General features: G+C 67.7%; 21 protein-coding genes and 3 pseudogenes. 11 read left to right on the plus strand and 13 right to left on the minus strand.

The features are described from left to right. The 4 genes from VET27_RS05155 to VET27_RS05170 all read left to right on the plus strand — a co-directional run. Positions 1–201 (plus strand): phosphoribosyl-ATP diphosphatase (locus VET27_RS05155; RefSeq protein WP_526515792.1); only part of this gene is annotated, 201 nt, incomplete at its 5' end. A gap of 5 nt (positions 202–206) precedes the next feature. Beyond that, positions 207–1,058 (plus strand): ATP phosphoribosyltransferase, encoded by an 852-nt coding sequence (hisG, locus tag VET27_RS05160; protein WP_526515897.1) that lies wholly within the window; start codon positions 207–209, stop codon positions 1,056–1,058. A 24-nt stretch (positions 1,059–1,082) separates the two neighbouring features. After that, a complete protein-coding gene (locus tag VET27_RS05165; RefSeq protein WP_526515794.1) occupies positions 1,083–1,565 on the plus strand; it encodes a DUF4126 domain-containing protein in 483 nt (160 codons plus the stop codon). 8 nt (positions 1,566–1,573) lie between these two features. Continuing rightward, positions 1,574–2,953 carry an FAD-containing oxidoreductase gene (locus VET27_RS05170; RefSeq protein ID WP_526515796.1) on the plus strand — a complete coding sequence of 460 codons (1,380 nt, stop codon included), beginning with the start codon at positions 1,574–1,576 and terminating at the stop codon, positions 2,951–2,953. Here the strand turns inward: VET27_RS05170 and VET27_RS05175 are convergent. Next, a pseudogene (locus tag VET27_RS05175) lies at positions 2,954–3,693 on the minus strand (thioesterase family protein). It abuts the gene before it with no gap. Then, positions 3,690–4,538 carry a RecB family exonuclease gene (locus tag VET27_RS05180; protein ID WP_526515798.1) on the minus strand — a complete coding sequence of 283 codons (849 nt, stop codon included), beginning with the start codon at positions 4,536–4,538 and terminating at the stop codon, positions 3,690–3,692. The pseudogene VET27_RS05175 and the gene VET27_RS05180 overlap by 4 nt, the downstream one beginning before the upstream one ends. Positions 4,539–4,612: 74 nt before the next feature. Here VET27_RS05180 and VET27_RS05185 point away from each other — a divergent pair, with 74 nt between their 5' ends. Beyond that, on the plus strand, positions 4,613–5,443 hold the full coding sequence (locus VET27_RS05185; RefSeq protein WP_526515800.1) for a class I SAM-dependent methyltransferase: 831 nt from the start codon (positions 4,613–4,615) through the stop codon (positions 5,441–5,443). Positions 5,444–5,448: 5 nt separating this feature from the next. Here VET27_RS05185 and lppK read toward each other — a convergent pair whose 3' ends face one another. Both lppK and VET27_RS05195 read right to left on the minus strand, forming a co-directional pair. After that, a complete protein-coding gene (lppK, locus tag VET27_RS05190; RefSeq protein WP_526515802.1) occupies positions 5,449–5,964 on the minus strand; it encodes a lipoprotein LppK in 516 nt (171 codons plus the stop codon). Between the two features lie 28 nt (positions 5,965–5,992). After that, positions 5,993–6,499: an MTB12 family secreted protein gene (locus VET27_RS05195; protein ID WP_526515805.1), complete on the minus strand. Its 507-nt coding sequence runs from the start codon at positions 6,497–6,499 to the stop codon at positions 5,993–5,995. 144 nt (positions 6,500–6,643) lie between these two features. Here VET27_RS05195 and arc point away from each other — a divergent pair, with 144 nt between their 5' ends. Beyond that, a complete protein-coding gene (arc, locus tag VET27_RS05200) occupies positions 6,644–8,443 on the plus strand; it encodes a proteasome ATPase (RefSeq protein WP_526515807.1) in 1,800 nt (599 codons plus the stop codon). A 10-nt stretch (positions 8,444–8,453) separates the two neighbouring features. On the opposite strand, the gene VET27_RS05205 is transcribed toward arc, so the two are convergent. Further along, the gene (locus VET27_RS05205) at positions 8,454–8,744 is read right to left on the minus strand and encodes a DUF732 domain-containing protein (RefSeq protein WP_526515809.1); all 291 of its coding nucleotides are present in this window, start codon (positions 8,742–8,744) and stop codon (positions 8,454–8,456) included. Between the two features lie 115 nt (positions 8,745–8,859). Next, positions 8,860–10,033, minus strand: a pseudogene (locus VET27_RS05210) (hypothetical protein). Between the two features lie 21 nt (positions 10,034–10,054). Between VET27_RS05210 and VET27_RS05215 the strand changes: the two are divergent. Beyond that, positions 10,055–11,437 carry a sensor histidine kinase gene (locus VET27_RS05215; RefSeq protein ID WP_526515811.1) on the plus strand — a complete coding sequence of 461 codons (1,383 nt, stop codon included), beginning with the start codon at positions 10,055–10,057 and terminating at the stop codon, positions 11,435–11,437. On the opposite strand, the gene VET27_RS05220 is transcribed toward VET27_RS05215, so the two are convergent. The 4 genes and pseudogenes from VET27_RS05220 to VET27_RS05235 all read right to left on the minus strand — a co-directional run bounded on the left by VET27_RS05220 (position 11,398) and on the right by VET27_RS05235 (position 15,183). Continuing rightward, complete coding sequence (locus tag VET27_RS05220; RefSeq protein ID WP_526515813.1) at positions 11,398–12,087, minus strand: response regulator transcription factor; 690 nt, start codon at positions 12,085–12,087, stop codon at positions 11,398–11,400. The genes VET27_RS05215 and VET27_RS05220 overlap by 40 nt on opposite strands. A 144-nt stretch (positions 12,088–12,231) precedes the next feature. Continuing rightward, positions 12,232–12,704: pseudogene (locus VET27_RS05225) on the minus strand (hypothetical protein). A gap of 78 nt (positions 12,705–12,782) precedes the next feature. Further along, positions 12,783–13,916: a hypothetical protein gene (locus tag VET27_RS05230; RefSeq protein ID WP_526515817.1), complete on the minus strand. Its 1,134-nt coding sequence runs from the start codon at positions 13,914–13,916 to the stop codon at positions 12,783–12,785. Positions 13,917–13,932: 16 nt separating this feature from the next. Continuing rightward, positions 13,933–15,183, minus strand: a complete 1,251-nt coding sequence (locus VET27_RS05235) for a threonine/serine exporter family protein (RefSeq protein ID WP_526515819.1) — start codon at positions 15,181–15,183, stop codon at positions 13,933–13,935. Positions 15,184–15,264: 81 nt separating this feature from the next. On the opposite strand from VET27_RS05235, the gene dop reads away from it, so the two are divergent. From dop to prcA, 4 genes are all read left to right on the plus strand, one after another. Beyond that, the gene (gene dop / locus VET27_RS05240) at positions 15,265–16,773 is read left to right on the plus strand and encodes a depupylase/deamidase Dop (RefSeq protein ID WP_526515822.1); all 1,509 of its coding nucleotides are present in this window, start codon (positions 15,265–15,267) and stop codon (positions 16,771–16,773) included. 83 nt (positions 16,774–16,856) lie between these two features. Continuing rightward, complete coding sequence (locus tag VET27_RS05245) at positions 16,857–17,051, plus strand: ubiquitin-like protein Pup (RefSeq protein WP_066830357.1); 195 nt, start codon at positions 16,857–16,859, stop codon at positions 17,049–17,051. After that, the gene (gene prcB / locus VET27_RS05250; RefSeq protein WP_526515825.1) at positions 17,048–17,941 is read left to right on the plus strand and encodes a proteasome subunit beta; all 894 of its coding nucleotides are present in this window, start codon (positions 17,048–17,050) and stop codon (positions 17,939–17,941) included. Before VET27_RS05245 ends, prcB begins: the two co-directional genes overlap by 4 nt. Next, positions 17,938–18,678 carry a proteasome subunit alpha gene (gene prcA / locus VET27_RS05255; RefSeq protein WP_526515827.1) on the plus strand — a complete coding sequence of 247 codons (741 nt, stop codon included), beginning with the start codon at positions 17,938–17,940 and terminating at the stop codon, positions 18,676–18,678. Before prcB ends, prcA begins: the two co-directional genes overlap by 4 nt. On the opposite strand, the gene VET27_RS05260 is transcribed toward prcA, so the two are convergent. The 3 genes from VET27_RS05260 to VET27_RS05270 are packed head-to-tail and all read right to left on the minus strand — an operon-like array spanning position 18,675 to position 20,711. Next, a complete protein-coding gene (locus tag VET27_RS05260; RefSeq protein ID WP_526515829.1) occupies positions 18,675–18,905 on the minus strand; it encodes an Rv1893 family protein in 231 nt (76 codons plus the stop codon). The two genes, prcA and VET27_RS05260, sit on opposite strands and share 4 nt — an antisense overlap. A gap of 13 nt (positions 18,906–18,918) precedes the next feature. Continuing rightward, positions 18,919–20,436: an alpha/beta hydrolase gene (locus VET27_RS05265; RefSeq protein ID WP_526515831.1), complete on the minus strand. Its 1,518-nt coding sequence runs from the start codon at positions 20,434–20,436 to the stop codon at positions 18,919–18,921. Continuing rightward, the gene (locus tag VET27_RS05270) at positions 20,433–20,711 is read right to left on the minus strand and encodes a DUF7162 family protein (protein WP_526515833.1); all 279 of its coding nucleotides are present in this window, start codon (positions 20,709–20,711) and stop codon (positions 20,433–20,435) included. The genes VET27_RS05265 and VET27_RS05270 overlap by 4 nt, the downstream gene beginning before the upstream one ends. Positions 20,712–20,731 lie beyond the last annotated feature (20 nt).

The raw sequence follows: 20,731 nt of genomic DNA on the forward strand, positions 1-20,731 counted from the left end.
AGTGGCACCGTCAAGGCGTTGGACGGTGGCGTGCACGGGCTCGGCAAGAAGATCCTCGAGGAGGCGGGCGAGGTGTGGCTTGCCGCCGAGCACGAGGGCGACGACGCGTTGGCTGGCGAGATCAGCCAGCTCCTGTACTGGACACAGGTCCTGATGATCTCGCGCGGTCTCACCCTCGACGACGTCTACGCGAAGCTATGAACGACATGCTGCGCGTCGCGGTCCCCAACAAGGGCGCGCTCAGCGAGTCGGCCGCGGAGATACTGTCCGAAGCTGGGTACCGGCGTCGCCGCGACCCCAAGGATCTGACCGTCGTCGACCCGGCCAACAACGTGGAGTTCTTCTTCCTGCGGCCCAAGGACATCGCGATCTACGTCGGGTCGGGAGAGCTGGACTTCGGGATCACCGGGCGCGACCTTGCGCAGGAATCCGATGCGCCCGTTCGGGAACGCCTCGCGCTCGGCTTCGGTTCGTCGACGTTCCGCTACGCCGCCCCGGCCGGTCGGGACTGGACGATCGATCAACTCGCCGGCAAGCGAATCGCCACCGCGTACCCGAACCTGGTCCGCAAGGATCTGGCCGCCAGAGGCATTGAGGCCACGGTGATCCGGCTCGACGGCGCGGTGGAGATCTCGGTGCAACTCGGCTTGGCCGACGTCATCGCCGACATCGTCGGGACGGGCCGGACCCTCGGTCTGCACGGCTTGGCGGCCTTCGGTGAAGCGCTGTGTGACTCGGAGGCCATCCTCATCGAGCGCGCCGACCCCGATGCCGACACCGCATCGGGGCGCGACCAGCTCGCCGGTCGCGTCCAGGGCGTGGTATTCGGACAGCAGTACCTGATGCTCGACTACGACTGCCCGCGAACGGTTCTGGAACGGGCTACCGCAGTCACGCCGGGTCTGGAGTCGCCCACGATCGCGCCACTGGCCGATCCGGCGTGGGTCGCGGTGCGCGCGCTGGTGCCACGCAGGACCGTCAACGCCATCATGGACGAGCTGGCGGCCATCGGCGCCAAGGCAATCCTGGCGTCCGACATCAGGTTCTGCCGCTTCTGAGCATTCAGTGTTAACTTTCCTGCCATGACGCAAGTCCTGGTGATCGTCTTCGCCCTGCTCATCGGTGTCGTGGCCGGGCTTCGCGCCCTGACCCCTCCGGCGGTCGTCGCCTGGGGTGCGCTGCTCGGCTGGCTTCCCGTCGAGGGCACCTGGGCGTCGTGGGTCGCCCATCCGGTCACGGTTGCCGTCCTGACCCTGCTGCTGGTCGTGGAGTTGATCACCGATCAGCTGCCGAAGACACCCAGCCGCACGGTGCCGCCACAGTTCATCGCACGACTGGTCATGGGAGCGTTCGCCGGAGCGGTCATCGGCGCAGGATCGCATCACACCATCCTCGGGATCGGTGCCGGCGTGATCGGCGCGGTGTTCGGCACGCTGGGGGGCTACCAGGCGCGGCGCCGCCTGGTCGCCGCCAACGGTGGACGCGACCTGCCCATCGCGTTGACCGAGGACGTGATCGCGGTGCTCGGCGGGTTCGCCATCGTGGCCTTGGCCTCGGCGATCTGAGCCGTTTCATGACAACGCATTACGACGACATCATCGTGGGCGCCGGCCAGGCCGGGCCGCCGTTGGCGGGCCGGTTGACCGCGGCGGGCCAGTCGGTCGCGGTCATTGAGCGCAAGCTCGTCGGCGGAACGTGCGTCAACTACGGGTGCATACCGACCAAGACGCTGGTGGCCAGTGCGCACACGGCGCGCGCCGCGCGCCGCGCCGCCGAGTACGGCATCACCACCGGTGAGGTCACCGTCGACATGGCAGTCGTCAAGGCGCGCAAGGACAAGATCATGCTCGACGACCGCCACGGGCTCGAGTCGTGGCTCGAGGGCATGGACGGATGCACCCTGATCCGCGGGCACGCCCGTTTCGAGGGTCCGCGCACCTTGCGGGTCGGTGATCAGGTGCTCGACGCCGACCGCATCTTCCTCAACGTCGGCGGCCGCGCGACCGTCCCCGACATCCCCGGTCTCGCCGACGTCGACTACCTCACCAATGTCGGCATTCTCGACCTCGACGTGCTGCCGGAACACCTGGTGATCATCGGCGCCAGTTACATCGGGCTGGAGTTCGCCCAGATGTACCGGCGCTTCGGCGCGCGGGTCAGCGTCGTCGAGCGGGGCTCGAGAGTCACGGCCCGCGAGGACGAGGACGTCTCCGCCGCCATCCAGCAGATCCTGGAAGCCGAGGGCATCGACGTCCACCTCGGCGCGACCGGGATGCGAATCGTCAAGAGCACCAATGAATCCAGGGGTTTCGACCTCTACCCGCGCGACGGCGCCGAGCCCATTTCGGGAAGCCACCTCCTGGTGGCGACGGGCAGGCAGCCCAACACCGACGACCTCGGCCTCGACGTCGCCGAGATCGAGACCGACGCGCGCGGCTACGTGACGGTCGACGACCAACTACGGACCAGCGCCGAGAACGTCTGGGCGATGGGGGACTGCAACGGCAGGGGCGCCTTCACCCACACGTCGTACAACGACTTCGAGATCGTGGCCGCCAACGTGCTCGACGACGACCCCCGCCGCGTCAGCGACCGCGTGCCGACGTATGCGCTCTACATCGATCCGCCGCTCGGCCGAGCCGGGATGACGGTCGCCGACGTACGCGCGTCGGGCCGAAAGGCGTTGGTGGGCAAGCGTCCGATGACGCGCGTCGGCCGTGCGGTCGAGAAGGGCGAGACGCAGGGCTTCATGAAGGTCCTCGTCGACGCCGAGACGAACCACATTCTCGGTGCGTCCATTCTCGGTGTCGGCGGTGACGAGGTGGTTCAGGACATCCTCGACGTGATGACCGCGGGGCTGCCCTACACGGCCATCTCGCGGACCATGCACATCCACCCCACCGTCAGCGAGCTGGTGCCGACGATGCTGCAGGACCTGACCCTGCTGGATTAGTCAGCGGCGCTGAACCAACAGCGTCTGCGCCGACGTGCCGATGAATCCACGACGGTCGAAGATCTCGGCCGTGGTCACGCCGATGCCGTCCGGGCCGATCGAACCCCTGGTGCGCAAGGCGAAGTCGTTGCCCTCGGGCGCCCGGTGCAGATGCACCGTCGTGTCGGTGTTCATGAAGACGAAGTCAGCGGGATCCAGCGCCGCACCCACGCCGTTGGCGGAGTCGACGACCATGGCCAGCCGCTGCAGATCGGTGAGTTCCTCGTCGTCCACCAGGGGCACCAGAGGGCTGAGCCACGCCACCGCGGCCTCGCCTTCCGCGGTGGGCTGGTTACGCCAGCTGACCGTCTCCAGGTAACCCGGGGCACCCTCCCAGGCGTGAGCACGCGGTGCGGTCTCGCCCTCGACGAGTGGGGGATACCGATCGGTTGCGACGTCACGGGTGTCCGACGGCGCCAGCAGCCAGGCGGTGACTCGGGCGACGACACGTTCGTTTCCGTCGGCCGCCGCCGTCGTCACCGCCGCCATCAGCGAGATCCTGGCTCCGGGAGAGTTACCCGCCCGATGCGCAGCCCGGATCCAACCCCCGCCGCCAATTCCTCGATGGCCTTGGTCATCAACGCCAAAGGTGGTGAGCCGTGCTGGATTTCGACGTTCCAGTTGCTCGCGGTGCCGAGGGTGGACTCGAAGACCTGTAACTCGCCGTCGGCGGCGAGTCGACGGTAGTGACGGTCGATCACGCAGCGGGCTCCGAATGGTCTGTGGCAGAGGGCCAACCGGGATACGGCGGTGGCAGGCCGCCGAAGGTCGGGCAGTGTTCGTGGTGGGCGCACCAATCGCACAGCCGGGACGGCTTGGGGCGGAAATCGCCTGTGGCGCCCGCGGATTGGATGGCACGCCACATGGCCATCAACGTCTTCTCGAAGCGCTCCAACTCGTCGAGGTCGGGCGTGTAGTCCAGTACCTGACCGTCGGCGAGGTACAGCAGCCGAAGGCGGGCGGGCAGCACGCCCCGGGAGCGCAGCAGCGCCACCGCGTAGAACTTCATCTGAAACATCGCCTTGACCTCGGCGAGCTCGCGGGCGGCGGCGGGGGCCTTGCCCGTCTTGTAGTCCACCACCCGCATCTCGCCGGTTGCCGCGACGTCGATCCGGTCGACGAAGCCTCGCAGCAGCGTGCCGTCGGAGAGTTCGACCTCCACCCGTTGCTCGCAACTCTCGGGATCGAACCGCGTCGGATCCTCCAGTCGGTAATACCCGGACAGCAGCGCGCGAGCCTCGTCGAGCAGCTTGGCCTGGAGCTCCGGATCCATGCCGACGGCGAACTCGGGGCGCGACGCGGCGATGTCCTCCCAGGCCGGCTCGACCAGTGTCATCGCGGTGGCGGGCACGCGGCTGGCCGCGGGCAGTGCGTAGAGGCGCTCCAGAGCACCGTGGACGACCGAACCGCGCACCTGCGCCGTGGACGACGGCTCCGGGAGCCGGTCGATGGCGCGGAAGCGGTACAGCAGCGGGCACTGCTTGAAGTCGCTGGCGCGTGACGGTGACAAGGCCGGACGCCTGGCTGAAGCAGCGTCGTCACTCATGTCGGCAGCCTATGACGTGCGACCGACAACCCCGCGCACCCGCTGCGGTGGGTCTGCTGGCAGGCTGAACGGCTGTGAAGCGCACCGGTCCGTTCGACGTCGGCGATCGTGTCCAGCTGACAGATGCAAAGGGTCGGCATTACACGATGGTGCTCGCCCCCGGCGGCGAGTACCACACCCACCGCGGTGCCATTGCGCACGACTCGGTGCTCGGCCAGCCCGAGGGCAGTGTCGTGAAGTCGGCCAACGGCGACCCCTTCCTGGTCCTGCGGCCGCTGCTCATCGACTACGTGCTCTCGATGCCCCGCGGCGCGCAGGTGATCTACCCGAAGGATGCCGCCCAGATCGTGCACGAGGGTGACATCTTCCCCGGTGCCCGCGTGCTCGAGGCCGGTGCCGGTTCGGGCGCGCTGACCTGCTCCCTGCTGCGTGCCGTCGGCCCCGAGGGGACGGTGGTGTCCTACGAGGTGCGCGAGGACCACGCGGTACACGCCGAACGCAACGTGACCACGTTCTACGGCGAGCGGCCCGCGAACTGGGACCTCCGGATCGCCGACCTCGCGACCTACGACGGCCCGGAAGTGGATAGGGCCGTGCTGGACATGCTGGCGCCGTGGGAGGTGCTCGACGCCGTGGCGGGAGCGCTCGTCTCCGGCGGCGTTCTCATGGTGTACGTCGCGACGGTCACGCAGTTGTCCCGCGTGGTCGAAGCCATGCGCGAGCAGTTGTGCTGGACCGAGCCGCGGGCGTGGGAGTCGCTCCAGCGCGGGTGGGACGTGGTCGGCCTGGCTGTGCGTCCGCAACACTCGATGCGCGGTCACACGGCATTCCTGGTCAGTGCTCGCAAGCTGGCACCCGGCACCGTGACGCCGACGCCCTACCGCCGCAAGCGGCCCACGGTCTAGCCCGGCTAGCCCGTGGGCGGCGTCGCGCCGACGAGCGGCAGCAGCTGATCGGCGGTGCGCCTGCTGAGCTGCCAGGTGTCGCGGATCGGGGTGAACTCCATGGGGAACGCGAACGGGCGGACCTGGGGATTGGGCGAACCGATCGTGACGTTGGCGACGACGTGGCCGGGTTCGCCTGCCCATGCGAGGTCGGTGGCATCCACGGTCAGCGGTGTGAAGCCGCTGGCCACGAGCGCCTCGCCGAAATTCCTGAGTGCAGCGCGGTCGTCGGCGGTGGCGTACTGCACCAAACCGACCTTCTGCTCAGCGGGAATCGAAGTGTCCGCGAGCCGGTAGAGCACGCTCGTCAGCTGATCGACCGGCGGCAGGGGTGCGACCGTCGGCATCGTCGGCCTCGACGTGTCGACCGTCGAGCGCTGGCTGACCGGCGCTGCCGACGGACTACCGTCGGCACACCCGGCAAGCCCGAGCGCCGCCACGAAGGTGACGGCGCTCAGGAGTGCTGTAGGGGTGCGATGCACCGGTTCCTTGATCAGCCGGGTGGGCGGATCAGCTCGCCGAAGACAGCAGGGCCAGGGCGGATTGCTTGGAGATCTGCCAGCCGGTCGGGCTCGGGCCCGCGACGAAGATCACCGGCTCGGTCTTGGCGGTGCCGGTGTTCGCCGTAGCCGTGACGTTCGCGCTGGCCGTCCCGCCGGTCGAATCGATGTCGGCGACGACGAAGCTCAGCGGGAAGTAACCCTTCGCCGCGGCCTTGCCGTACTCGCGGTCGGCGGCGATGCCTTCGATGCGGCCGAGACCACCCTCGATGTAGGAGGCCTTGGAGCCGGAGAACGAGCCTCCGCCGGCGAGGCCGTTGAGGGTCTGCATCAGCGGAGCCTGAAGATCCGGCGCAGGTGCTTGTGGGAGCGGGATGCCCTTGACCACCGGCTGGATTGCCGCGGTGGTCGATGGCGCGCCCGAGCCCATGCTGGATGCAATGGATGTCACACCACCCGCTGCGGCGGCTACGACGGCTGCTGCTGCCACGCCGGTAACGAGGGTTTTCAGGATCACGGCTGTCCTTTCGATCGGTCCAACTCAACAAGGAGGTTAACAGTGTTGCTGGTGTGTCGAATCCCACACCGCACACAAAGACTGAATCGCCGGTAGCGTTGAAGTTGTTACTGCACCAACTTTGGGTGCGGGAAGGTGCGCAACATGAGTGAGCCAGAGCCCATGTCCAGCGAAGACGCTGCCGAATTGGAAGAACTCCGCCGCGAAGCCGCCGCGTTACGCGAGCAACTCGAGCAGGCGGTCGGGCCCAACAGCGGGCTGCGCAGTGCCCGAGACGTCCATCAGCTCGAAGCGCGCATCGACTCCCTTGCGGCGCGCAACGCCAAGCTCATGGACACCCTCAAGGAGGCCCGTCAGCAGTTGCTGGCGCTCCGCGAAGAGGTGGATCGGCTGGGTCAGCCACCCAGCGGTTACGGAGTGCTGTTGGCCGGCCACGAGGACGACACCGTCGACGTCTTCACTTCCGGCCGCAAGATGCGGTTGACGTGCTCACCGAACATCGAGGTGAAGGAACTCAAGCAGGGCCAGACCGTCCGCCTCAACGAAGCGCTGACGGTCGTCGAGGCCGGCACGTTCGAGGCAGTCGGTGAGATCAGCACGCTGCGCGAGATCCTGGCCGACGGCCACCGGGCGCTCGTCGTCGGCCACGCCGACGAGGAACGCATCGTCTGGCTCGCCGAACCGCTCGTCGCCGCCGAATTCCTGCCCGAGGAGATCGCGGCCGACGGTGACGACGACTGGAAGCCCAGGAAGCTGCGGCCCGGTGACTCCCTGCTGGTCGACACCAAGGCCGGTTACGCCTTCGAGCGCATCCCCAAGGCCGAGGTCGAGGACCTGGTGCTCGAAGAGGTGCCCGACGTGAGCTATCACGACATCGGCGGCCTGACCCGTCAGATCGAGCAGATCCGCGACGCCGTCGAACTGCCCTTCCTGCACAAGGACCTCTACCGGGAGTACTCGCTGCGGCCGCCGAAGGGCGTGCTGCTCTACGGGCCTCCTGGTTGCGGCAAGACCCTGATCGCCAAGGCCGTGGCCAACTCGCTCGCCAAGAAGATGGCGGAGGTGCGTGGCGAAGACGCCCGCGAGGCCAAGTCCTACTTCCTCAACATCAAGGGCCCGGAGCTGCTGAACAAGTTCGTCGGCGAAACCGAGCGCCACATCCGGCTGATCTTCCAGCGCGCCAGGGAGAAGGCGTCCGAGGGCACCCCGGTCATCGTGTTCTTCGACGAGATGGACTCGATCTTCCGCACCCGCGGCACCGGTGTGTCCTCCGACGTGGAAACGACCGTCGTTCCGCAGCTCCTCAGTGAGATCGACGGTGTCGAGGGCCTCGAGAACGTCATCGTCATCGGCGCCTCCAACCGCGAGGACATGATCGATCCGGCGATCCTGCGGCCCGGCCGCTTGGACGTCAAGATCAAGATCGAGCGCCCCGATGCCGAATCGGCCATGGACATCTTCTCGAAGTACCTCGTCGAGGACCTGCCCTTGCACGCCGACGATCTCGGCGAGTTCGGTGGCGACCGTGCGCTGTGCGTCAAGACGATGATCGAGAAGGTCGTCGATCGGATGTACGCCGAGATCGACGACAACCGGTTCCTGGAGGTCACCTATGCCAATGGTGACAAGGAAGTCATGTACTTCAAGGACTTCAACTCCGGCGCCATGATCCAGAACGTCGTCGACCGCGCCAAGAAGTACGCGATCAAGTCGGTGCTGGAGAGCGGCCAGCGAGGTCTGCGAATCCAGCACCTGCTGGACTCGATCGTCGACGAGTTCGCCGAGAACGAGGACCTGCCCAATACCACGAATCCCGATGACTGGGCACGCATCTCGGGCAAGAAGGGCGAGCGGATCGTCTACATCCGCACGCTCGTCACCGGCAAGTCGTCGAGTGCGTCCCGGGCCATCGACACCGAGTCGAACCTGGGGCAGTACCTGTAGGCGGTGCCGCCTAGCAGAGGTTGACGATCGCGGCCTTGTACAGGAACTTGGCGTCCGCGGCGTCGACGGCGTCACCGGTGTTCTCGTAGATCGCGTCGAGCGTCGCCTGCTGGGGCACGCCGTTCTGCACGTCCTCGCAGATGGCGTAACCGAGCTTCAGGGCGGTGTCGGTGGACGTGTCGCCGTAGCCGTAATCGGTCAGGTCGACGAAGAACCCGTCTTCGTCGGCGTGTGCGGAGCCAGCGGTGGCCAGCCCCACGGCGAACGTCGCAGCGACGAGGGGAAGCAGTACTTTCTTCATCGTGTGAAGCCCTTTCGTGCCATGTTGCGCACTGTTCGCCGTCTCACAGGGCGATCACGGTCGGTGCACAGCATTCGCGCAGTGTAGGGGCAGAAGGGGGACCTCGCAGGCCAAACTATTCGGTTGATCGCACTCGGGAGTCGAGCTCCAGATACGCGTCGCGTCCGGCCAAGCTCACCGCCACGTCGGCGATTCAGCGGGTCGAAGAAGCGCTGCCGGTACAACGGGTCGACGCTGGTGCTCACCGTGAAGTAGAGCCCGGACAGCACCGCGACCAACAGCGACATGTGGACGATCGTTTGCGGTATCGGGATGTGAATGCCGAACCACGTTCCGGCGCAGGGGGGTTGACCCACGGCGCAGGTCTCCTCGGCCGACCACAGCACGGCGACGTCGTCGGGCACCGCGATGATGCCGAGCGCGAGGAAGAAGGCGAACACGCCTGCGGTGAAGAACACCACCTGAATGGCCTGGGACACCACCATCACGGCGACGACGTTGATCTGCTCGGCGCGGGACAGCGCGGTGCGCGGGATCCGTTCGCCGGGTGGCACACTCAGCGGCGTTCCGGCGAGCAGGCTGGCCGGGTCGGTCTGTTCGGCCCGGTCGTCGCGAAGGGCGCGCACCTCGTCGCGAATCGTCGTCACCACGAACAGCAGGGCGACCAGTGCGAGGAATCCGATTACCTGCCAAAGTCTTTGACGACTCGTCCGGGCGGCGAGCTGCCAGAGTTCGCCGGTGAAGTAGACCACGACGGTCAGCATCAGCAGCGGCAGGGCGCGGCTCATCAGGGTGCCCAGTGCGCCCAACTGCACCCAGGCGAAGCGGAACGCCCAGCCGGCGACCGAACCGAAGCCAAGGTAGGTGAGCCAGATCGCCAGCAGGGTGATGGCGACAAAGGCCGGAGCCTCGGCCGCCGCTTCCGCCGACCAGCCGCTGACCGTCACCGGCATCACCACGACGAACATCGCCATCACCAGGAGCGCCGCCGTGCGACGACCGGCTTCACCGAGCGTCGTATCGGCGCGGTGCAGCAGGTACAACGCGAAGGGCGCGGCGAGGAGCACCACCGCGATGATGCCGAGGCGCAGCGAGTAGCCGTAGTCGGGGGAGTCACCGATGACCTCGGCCAGCAGCATCGTCGCGGCGGTGAGCGCGCCGACCCCGCTGACCATCGGTGCCGACCGCTCGATGAGGTGACGCGAGCGCACCCGCCGGGTGAGCACGAGCGGTAGTCCGCGATGCAGAAACCATTCGTGGACTTGCTGCATGTCGGGCACGGCAAACATTGTGATGGACTGGTAGCCACTATGGCGAGAGGACTCACGGCCAACTGGGGCGTATCGGCGCGATCCGCGTTCGTCGCGGCGACGGTGGTCTTCGTGGCGCTCGTCATCGCCGGGGCCGGACTGGCGGCGATTCTCTACCGAACCATGTTGTCCGGCATCGACTCCGCGGCCGCCACGCGGGTGGGCGAGGTCGCCGAACAGATCGTGAACCGCGGAGCGGCGGGCGTCGACCCAGCGATGTTGTTGACCGATCAGCGGATCGTGGCGGTTCAGGTGATCACCACCGACGGCACGGTGGTCCGGCGGTCGCAATCGGCGCCCGACACACCTCTGGTCGCGCTGAAGGACGTCGGCGACGGGTTGCGCATCGGGATGCCCGAACAGTCCTCGCCGTTGGGCCGGATCCGCTTCAGCGCCCAGACCGTGGAGGGACCGGACGGCCGGTACACGATCCTCGTCGGTGAGGGGAGTGCGACGATCGCGTCGACGGTGTGGGCCGTCGTCGTCGCGTTGGCGATCGCCGCGCCGGTGGTCATCGCGGTGTCCGCGGCGGCCACCTACGTCCTGGTGCGTCGCTCCATGCAGTCCGTGGACGACATCCGCTCCCGGGTCGCCGACATCACCACGTCGGATCTCACCGAGCGCGTTCCGGTGCCGGGCGGCCGTGACGAGGTCGCGGCGTTGGCGGTCACCATGAACGAGATGCTGGCGCGCATCGAGGCGGGCCATGACGCGCAGCGGCGATTCGTCGGCGATGCGTCTCACGAGCTGAGGAGTCCGCTCACCACCATCATCTCGGCCCTCGAGGTCGCCGTGGCCCACCCGGAGGTGCTCGGCGGCGAGCTCGCAACCACCACGCTGATGCCCGAGGCGCTCCGCATGAAGAACCTCATCGACGACCTGCTGTTGTTGGCCAGGGCCGACGAACGTGGTCTGGACATGGCACGCGAAGACGTCGACCTCGACGATCTCGCGGCCAACGAACTCGAGCGGCTGCGTCGCGAGACGGATCTCGACGTCCGGGCCGACCTGGAGCCGTCCCGGGTGACGGGCGACCCTGCGGCGTTGTCCAGGGTCTTGCGCAACCTGCTCGACAACGCTGCCCGGCATGCGGTCTCGCGTGTGAACGTCTCGGTTCGGCGGGTGTCCGGCCACGTTCTGGTCGAGGTCGGCGATGACGGACCGGGGATCTCGCCGGCGGATCGACAACGCGTCTTCGACCGTTTCGTCCGGCTGGATCCGGACCGGTCGAGGAGTGCCGGAGGGACGGGTCTCGGCCTGGCGATCGTGCGGGAGATCGTGCTGGCCCATGCCGGACGGGTGACCATCGGTGACGGCATCGGCTCGGGGACGACGGTGTCCGTTCAGCTGCCCTTGGCCAAGCCGCCCGAGTCGAGCCGGTAGCCGACTCCGCGGACGGTCTCGATCGTCTTGGTGCCGAACGGAATGTCGATCTTGCGCCGCACGTAGCCGACGTACACCTCGACGACGTTGTCGGCCCCGTCGAAGTCGGCTTCCCACACGTTGTGCAGGATCTCGGACTTGGTGACGACCGAATCCTTGTTGCGCATCAGGTATTCGAGGAGGCCGTACTCCCGAGGGGTCAGCGAGATCGCCGTGCCGTCGCGCGCAACTTGTCGGCGGGACGGGTCCAACGACAACGAACCTGCCCTCAGCACGGCCGGGCGTTGGGGTGCCGCCCGCCGCACCAGGGCCCTCAGACGGGCCACCAGCACGATGAACGAGAAGGGCTTGGTCAGATAGTCGTCGGCGCCGAGGTCGAAGGCATCGGTCTGGTCGTAGTCGCCGTCCTTGGCCGTCAACATCATCACCGGCGTCCGCACCCCGCGGGCTCGCATGCGCCGCAGCACTTCATAGCCGTTGAGGCCAGGAAGCATGATGTCGAGGACGACGACGTCGAACTCGTGCTCGACGGCGTGCGACAGGCCATCGACCCCACTTGCCACGGCGACGACGTCGAATCCCTCGGCGCGCAATCCGACGGTCAGCGTCGACGCCAGTAGTGGTTCGTCTTCGACGATCAGGACCTTCATCTCGGTACTGATTGTTCCAGCACGCCCCGAGTCGGCGCGCCACGGTGGGCTCGTAGTCCGGATGCCAGGGAGTTCAACGATGAGCATGGCGGGTGTTCGAGTTGTTCGTGGCGTGCCGACGTCCGGTACGGCGATGGTGAAACGTCAGTTCACGTTCCAGGGTTCGCCATGGGTGGTGACGCTGTCGCCGGTGGAGGCGATGAGTCGGGCGAAGGGGCGCAGGAGCACCCCGCCGGCTGCGCCGGGGCCGTTGCCGAGGTCGGCGCTGATGGACACACCCGGGAACAGGTTCGGGGTGATGACCTGCAGCGGGTTCGCAGGCGTCGCGTCGTCGAGCAGGATTTTGGGGGGCGTGGTGTAGCTGAAGTTGATGCCAACGCCCAGCGACCAGGGGAAGCCGATCTGGTAGCCAGGGTGCCCTCGATCGTCGGCGCCGGGGAAGTGTCCCACTGTTGGACGGTCAGGGTCCGGTCCTGGCCGTCGACCAGGCTGAGCTCGTTGTCCAAACCTGCGTGTGAGGTGCCCGTGCTCGCGAACAGGGCCGCGACGGCCGCGATCAACGCGACCAGCACCCGACTGATTGCCTTCGTGTTCTCCCCAGACTTTTCCGACGTGATCCCGACGACCCCCACGGCAGGGGCCGAAGATCGAGTACGTTGAGGAAACCCTGAGGAATTGTTAACTATGTAAAGCTCTCATGACGTCTCATAGACGTGGGCGCGGTAGCGATTACGGGCAAGCAGGGTCAATTTGAGATCGTCGATGAGAGGGTCGAGGAACCGTCCGCGGTATTCGGCGTCGACGACCGCGCGAGCGCTCACGTACATGAACGTCAACGCGGCCAGGAACATCGTGACGTGAATCAGCGCCTGGGGCACCGGAATCGTCATGCCCAGCACCGTGCCGTCGCTCGGGCCGTTACGGGTCCACAGCGCAAGGAGTTCCGGGCTCAGCACGATCAGGCCGAGCAACAGGAAGATGATGCCGGTGACGATCGCGACCATCAGGATCTGTGCGATCTGCGTCGCCGCCAGGACGAAGACCACGTTGAACCGTTCCAGTCGGGTCAGCCGGTCGGGTTCGGCCAGATCCGGCAGGTCCTTGAACGGGGTTCCCTCCAGGCGCTCGGCGTGCCGCGCCGATGCCGTCGCGGACTCCAGCGTCGGCTTGGCCTGGTTGAGCAGACGGGAGACGACGAAGGTCGCCGCGATGAGAACCAGAAACGTCACGGCCAGCCAGAGCCGCTCGCGACTGACGGTGGATGCCATGGCCCAGACGGGCGAGTTGAAGAACACCAGGACGGTCAGCAGCACCACCGGAAGCGCGCCGACCAGCAGATCGCCTACGGCGGCGAGCTGGGACAGCGTCAGCCTGCCCGCCCAGCCGAGCACCGAGCCGAGCCCGGAGGCGGTCAGCACCAACACCAGCACCACGGCCACACCCGTGACGACGAGGTCCTCGAGGTCGTGCAGCATCGCCGGGGTGGCCAGCGCAACGACCGCGGACAGCACGGAGGCCGCGGCCCGCGTGCGGGCGGTCGTCATCCTCGAGACCAGCCACCCCGCCAGGACGGCGAGTGGCAACGCCAGCGCGAGAATCGCGAGCGCGAACCACTCCACCGTCGTGGGTAAGCCGTCGACCTCGATGTCGGTCGACCCCGTGAGTAGGTAGATGATCAGCAGACAGATCGAGATCGCACCGAGGCCGGCCAGGGCGGGCGCCGACCGCGACCACACCTTGCGCAACCGTGCACGCTGAGTCAGCACAGCGGGCAGACCCCTGGCGAGGAACCAGGATTCGGCCGTCAGGCGGTCAGTGGGTGGGGGCATCGGCGGAGGACTCCATTCAACTCAGCCGCGGAACGCGCAGGTCGGACGACGAACTCGACTTGATGCACGCCCGCCAGATCAACAGGCCGGTCTGCACGCCGAGCGCGATCGAGATCATGGAGATGAACGTCGCCGTGAACACCGTCGTGCTGTCCGTCCCGAGCAGCTGCGTCACCCCCGTCAGGCCCAGTGAACCCGGTACCAGAAGCCAGAAGCCCGGCAGGATCAGCGACATCGCCGGGGGGGTTCCAGCACGGCGCGCGACGACGAGCGCGCACAGGGTCAGCGCGAGTCCGCCACCGAAACCCGCTGCGTACGTGCCCAACACGGCGTTTCTGGCGAGCTGGCCCTGGTAGGCGATCGTCAGCATGGCCAGCATCCAGGGCAGGAACCGGGTCGGCGGCCCGAACGACAACATGGCGCCCACGCCGTACAGCACGATGCCCACCCACGGCGCCCACGGGCCGAGCCGGTCAACGTGGGTGGTGATCAGATGCGAGTCGGGGATGCCTGCGACCTGAGCCGCGACCAGTATTCCGAAAGCCAGCTGCGCCATCCGCATGAGGCCGGAGACCAGCCGGCTGGCGCCGGAAACCAGCTGGCGCGAGGACAATTCGGCGACGGCGAGGGTGATCGCGGCGCCGGGAAGAAAAGTCGCCAGTGGCGGCACGAGCGCCCTGAGGCTGGCATCGGGCAGGTGCAGCCGGTCGGCGGCCACGAAGGTGATGAGCGACACCGTGAACGCGCAGAGGGTCGGCAACAGTTGCTGCAGCGCGTCATTGCCGCGGGCGACCTCGCACATCAGCCCCACCATGGCGCCCAGCACGACCGCCATCAGAAGTGTCAAAGGTGCGGGCTGCAGGATCAGTGACAGCCCGGCGCTCTGCACGGTGTAGCCGATGACGCCGACCCACGCCGGAAATCGGTTGGGCATCCGCCAGATGCGCGCGAGTTCGGCCTGGCCCTCCGCCGGGGGGAGTGCCCCCGACTGCGCCCGGGAGATCAGGGTGGCGAGGGGGAACGACTGGTCGAACCGCAGATCCTCGTCGGGATGGGCCATGAAGGTCCGGCCACCGCCGCTCGACGTGCCCACCTGGACGTAGTTGGGCAGTGCCAGGTACTGGTTGTCCAGGCCGTACACCCGCGACGTGGTGACCATGGTTTCGCGCACCATCATCACCGGATAGCTGGCCGATGCCATCGCGGCACCGAGGGCAGCGACGAACTGCATAGCGGCGGCGTCGTCGACGTCGGATTCGGAGGGCACGGGTTAGTTGACCAACTCGGGTGCCCAGCTCGCAACTGTGGGCCGTGACCGCCGCCGATGGCCTTCCCCTAGGGTGAGCACATGCAACGGATCATCGGTACCGAGGTCGAGTACGGCATTTCGTCGCCGTCCGATCCGACCGCGAATCCGATCTTGACGTCGACGCAGGCGGTGCTCGCCTACGCCGCCGCCGCGGGTATCCAGCGGGCGAAGCGGACGCGGTGGGACTACGAGGTGGAATCCCCGCTGCGGGACGCCCGTGGCTTCGACCTGAGCCGGGCCGGCGGACCGCCGCCGATCGTGGACGCCGACGAGGTCGGAGCGGCGAACATGATCCTGACAAACGGCGCGCGGCTCTATGTCGACCACGCCCACCCCGAGTACTCCGCGCCCGAGGTGACCGATCCGCTGGATGCGGTCATCTGGGACAAGGCGGGCGAACGCGTGATGGAGGCGGCGGCGCGACACGTCGCGAGCGTGCCGGGGGCGGCCAAGCTGCAGCTGTACAAGAACAACGTCGACGGCAAGGGCGCCTCGTACGGAACGCACGAGAACTACCTGATGAGCCGCCAGACCCCGTTCTCCGCGGTGATCGCGGGTCTCACCCCGTTCCTGGTGTCGCGTCAGGTCGTCACCGGCTCGGGACGCGTGGGCATCGGTCCCTCCGGTGACGAGCCCGGGTTCCAGCTCACCCAGCGCGCCGACTACATCGAGGTCGAGGTCGGCCTCGAGACGACCCTCAAACGCGGCATCATCAACACCCGCGACGAACCGCATGCCGATGCCGACAAGTACCGGCGCCTGCACGTGATCATCGGCGACGCCAACCTCGCCGAGACGTCGACCTACCTGAAGGTCGGCACCACGTCGCTGGTGCTCGACCTCATCGAAGAGGGCCCGGCCCATGGGCTGGATCTCTCCGACCTAGCACTGGCGCGCCCCGTCCACGCCGTCCACGTGGTGAGCCACGACCCGTCCCTTCGAGCGACCATCGCGCTCGCCGACGGTCGCGAGCTGACTGCCCTTGCGCTGCAACGCATCTACCTCGACCGGGTGGCCAAGCTCGTTGATTCGCGCGATCCTGACCCGACGGCCTCCCGCGTGGTCGAAACTTGGGCCCACGTGCTCGACCTGCTCGAGCGCGACCCGATGGAATGCGCGGAGATCCTCGACTGGCCGGCCAAGCTGCGCCTCCTCGAAGGTTTCCGGCAGCGGGAGAACCTCGGCTGGTCCGCTCCGCGTCTGCATCTCGTCGATCTGCAGTACTCCGACGTTCGGCTCGACAAGGGGCTCTACAACCGGCTGGTGGCCCGTGGTTCGATGAAGCGCCTCGTCACCGAACAACAGGTCATAGACGCCGTCGACAACCCGCCCACCGACACGCGCGCCTACTTCCGCGGTGAGTGCCTGCGCAGGTTCGGCGCGGACATCGCCGCGGCCAGTTGGGACTCGGTGATCTTCGACCTCGGCGGCGACTCACTGGTGCGAATCCCCACGCTGGAGCCGTTGCGCGGAAGTAAAGCGCACGTGGGGGCGTTGCTCGACTCGGTGGACAGCGCAGCCGAACTCGTCGAGCAGCTCACGACCTGACAACCGGCATTCTGGCCGCCGCCCGGTAGGGTGGAAGAACCGGCGGGCCCTGTGAGTCCGCTGAATAGAAGCAGGAGGCAGCGATGGCTCAGGAGCAGACCAAGCGTGGTGGTGGCGGCGGCGATGACGACGACCCCACCGGCAGTACTGCCGCTGGCCAGGAGCGTCGCGAGAAGCTCACCGAGGAGACCGACGATCTGCTCGACGAGATCGACGACGTGCTCGAGGAGAACGCCGAGGACTTCGTGCGCGCGTACGTCCAAAAGGGCGGACAGTGACCTGGCCGCTTAACGAACGGCTGTCACCCTTCCAACAGAACCCCGGAGTATCCGGCGCGCAATCCCTTCCGATGGACACGTCGTCCTTCTCGGAACTGTTGCGCAGGCAGGCCCCCCATCTGTTGCCCGCAGGCGGCTCGGCCGAGAACATCACCGTCAGCAATGCATTGCCTCACGGCACCACGATCGTGGCGATCAAGTTCCCGGGTGGTGTGCTGATCGCCGGCGATCGACGCTCGACGCAGGGCAACATGATCGCCGGGCGCGACGTGCAGAAGATCCACGTCACCGACGACTACACCGCGACGGGTATCGCGGGCACCGCGGCCATCGCCGTGGAGTTCGCCCGGCTCTACGCCGTCGAACTCGAGCACTACGAGAAGCTCGAAGGCGTCGCGCTGACGTTCGCCGGCAAGGTCAACCGGTTGGCGATCATGGTGCGCGGCAACCTCGGTGCGGCACTGCAAGGCTTCGTGGCGCTGCCGCTCCTGATCGGTTACGACCTCGACGACCCCAACACGCAGGGTGCCGGACGCATCGTGTCGTTCGACGCCGCCGGTGGCTGGAACGTCGAACTCGAGGGTTATCAGTCGGTGGGATCGGGTTCGATCTTCGCGAAGTCGTCGATCAAGAAGCTGTACTCCCAGGTCGCCGACGCCGACTCCGCGCTCGCGGTGGCCGTCGAAGCCCTGTACGACGCGGCGGACGACGACTCGGCCACCGGCGGGCCGGACCTGGTTCGCGGCATCTACCCGACGGCCGTGGTCATCGAAGCCGAGGGTGCTCAGGAGGTCACCGAGGAGCGCATCGTTCGAATCGCCCGCGAAGTCATCGAAAGGCGAACCCGCGACGACTCTTTCGGTCCTGACGACGGGACGGTGCAGCTGTGAGCTTCCCGTATTTCATCTCGCCCGAACAGGCGATGCGCGAGCGCTCCGAGCTCGCGCGCAAGGGCATCTCGCGTGGCCGCAGCGTCATCACCCTGGCCTACTCCGGCGGCGTGCTGTTCGTCGCGGAGAACCCGTCGCGGTCGCTGCAGAAGGTGTCCGAACTGTACGACCGGGTCGGTTTCGCCGCGGTCGGCCGGTTCAACGAGTTCGACAACCTGCGTCGCGGGGGCATCCAGTTCGCCGACACGCGCGGTTACGCCTACGACCGGCGTGACGTGACCGGTCGCCAGCTCGCGAACGTCTACGCGCAGACTCTCGGCACGATCTTCACCGAGCAGGCCAAGCCGTACGAGGTCGAACTCTGCGTTGCAGAGGTGGCGCACTTCGGCGAGACGAAACCGCCTGAGCTGTATCGGATCACCTATGACGGCTCCATCGCCGACGAACCGCACTTCGTCGTGATGGGCGGTACCACGGAGCCGATCATCACGGCGTTGAAGGAGTCCTTCACCGAGAACGCCAGCTTGAGCGAGGCCGCGAAGATCGCGGTCGACGCGCTGAAGTCGGGCATCGCGGCCAGCGTCAGCGGTGGTGCCGAACCACGCACCCTGGGGCCGGCCACGCTGGAGATCGCGATCCTGGACGTCAACCGACCGCGGCGCGCGTTCCGTCGCATCACGGGCTCGGCACTGGAAGCGCTTCTCCCAGTGGAGGAACCAGAGGCGTCCGGCGCCTAGCCGTCGATCTCGTCGACGTCCTCGCGGCGTCCGGTGGCGATCTCCTTGAGTTTGTCCACCGAATGCGTCGCGATGTCCATGGAGCTCGAGACGATGCCCTCCACGCCTGCGGAGACGTCACCCTTGAGGATGTGGCCCGCGCTGTCAACGATGTCCGCGGACCGCTCGACGGCGTTCGTCGCGATGTCCTTGACCGACTCGATCGCATCTCTGGGGTTGAAGCCCATCAGGTTCTCCTCTTCACGGCGACTTTCGCCCGACTGTAGCCCCCGGCGGCTCCGGGCGATGGTCGCCGGCCAGCACGATGTGCTCGCGGTCGCCGACGATGACCGCCAGCACGTTGCGCCACGCGTCGGACGCGGAGACGCTCAAGACGTCGGTGTGCGCACCGGGGCCCGCCATCAGCCGCCCGTCGTCGTAACGGCCCGTCGCCAGGTGGATGACGCCGGGCATCTCGTCGGGGTCCGCGCCGTGAGGCCCGCCGGGGATGCCCTGGACGAGCTGGATGGGATCTGCCGGGGCCGTCATCGAGAAGCGCAGTACGTGGGGATTGCGGTTGTGCCAGTCGTCGGGACCGTCGACGCCGAAACCCGCACCTGCCGCCGCGGCGTACACGGTCCGGTCGGCCGTCAGCCCCAGGGCCTCGGCCGTGCCCAGGATCGAACCGCCGTAGGAGTGCCCGACGTACGTCACGGGAATCTGCCTGCCGGTGGCGTCGACGGTGGCGTCGACGTCGCGGCTGAACGACACCAGCCGCGGCGCCATGTCGATCGCGAGACGCGGGCTGGCGGCCTCCAGGAGTGCGCCCGCCACCGTGTCGTCCTGGGGAAAGGGTCCGCCAAGGTAGGTGATCGCGGCGACCTCGCCCCGCGTCGCCGACACGAACCGTCGAGCGGACGTCGTCTGCCCCGCCGAGCCCTCGATCGTGGTGTTCATGCCGGGCACGAACACCGCGACGCTGCTCGCCGCGGCCAGGTCACCGTTGAGTTCGACGAGCGAGTCGCGCACGGGATCGAAGGCCAGGATCTTGCGGTCGATGCGGTGCCCGCCACCTGCTGGGTCGTCGACCTCGACGAGCAGACCCCGGTAGAAGGCGGTGCGCTCGGACGCATCGCGCTCGTCCAGCCGTTCGACGATCGCCTGCGCGATGTTGGTGCGGTTGGCCGCGATCCGTACCTCCCAGGGAACTCCATCGGTGTTGCCCAACGCGGTGTCCGCCATTCGATCGACCGTGTCCAGGGCTTCGCGGACGTCCTGGGCGGCGTCGTGGTCGGCGTCGCCCAGCTCGTCCAACGCGCTGACGATCTGCCGGGTCAACTCTCCGCCGCGCGCCGCGAGCATCGCGGCGGCGACGCCGGCGTCGTTGCCCGACAACATGATCAGCAGTGCCGACGGCGCCTTCTCGGGTATGGCTGAGCCGTCGTCGCCGACCCGGAAGCCTGCCGCACGAGCCACCTCGACGCGCGCCGCGACGTTCGCCTGCGCGGCGGCGATCTGATCGGCGGCGTCACGCGCCGCGACGGCCGCCAGGACCAGTGCCCGCGCGACGGCGTCACCCTCCGCGGCGAAGGCCCGGGCCTCGCGTCGCGCCGCGTCAGCGGCGGCCCCGGTCCACACCGGCTCCGTGTCCAGTCCCGCCCGGGTGGCCGCCGTCGTGCGGGCGTGGACGACACGGGCCGTGTCATCCCAGGAATCGGCCAGCCGCCGCAGTGCGTCAGTGCGCCATGCCAGTGCTCTCGTCAGGGACGGTCGGCTCATTGCGACCCGGCGAGACGGCCCTCGTGGCGCAGCTCGGCCCGTTCGATGGCCGCCACGGACGCCTGCACCGCCGATGCCCAGGTACGCAGGCGGGCGACGACGTCGGCGAGGCGATCCTCCGCGGCTGCCGACGCGGTGGCCGCGCCGACTGCGGATCCGGCGAGGGCATCTGAAGCCATGGTGGGCCAACGGATTTCATCGAGTCGATCGGCGCCGTCGAGCACGCGGTCGGCGAGGGCCCGCACGGCCGCCGCGTCCATCCTCACTGTCCCCATGGGCTGATGCTGACCGACGG

Source organism: Mycobacterium sp. (assembly GCF_035633495.1).
In the GTDB taxonomy this organism is placed as follows: domain Bacteria; phylum Actinomycetota; class Actinomycetes; order Mycobacteriales; family Mycobacteriaceae; genus Mycobacterium.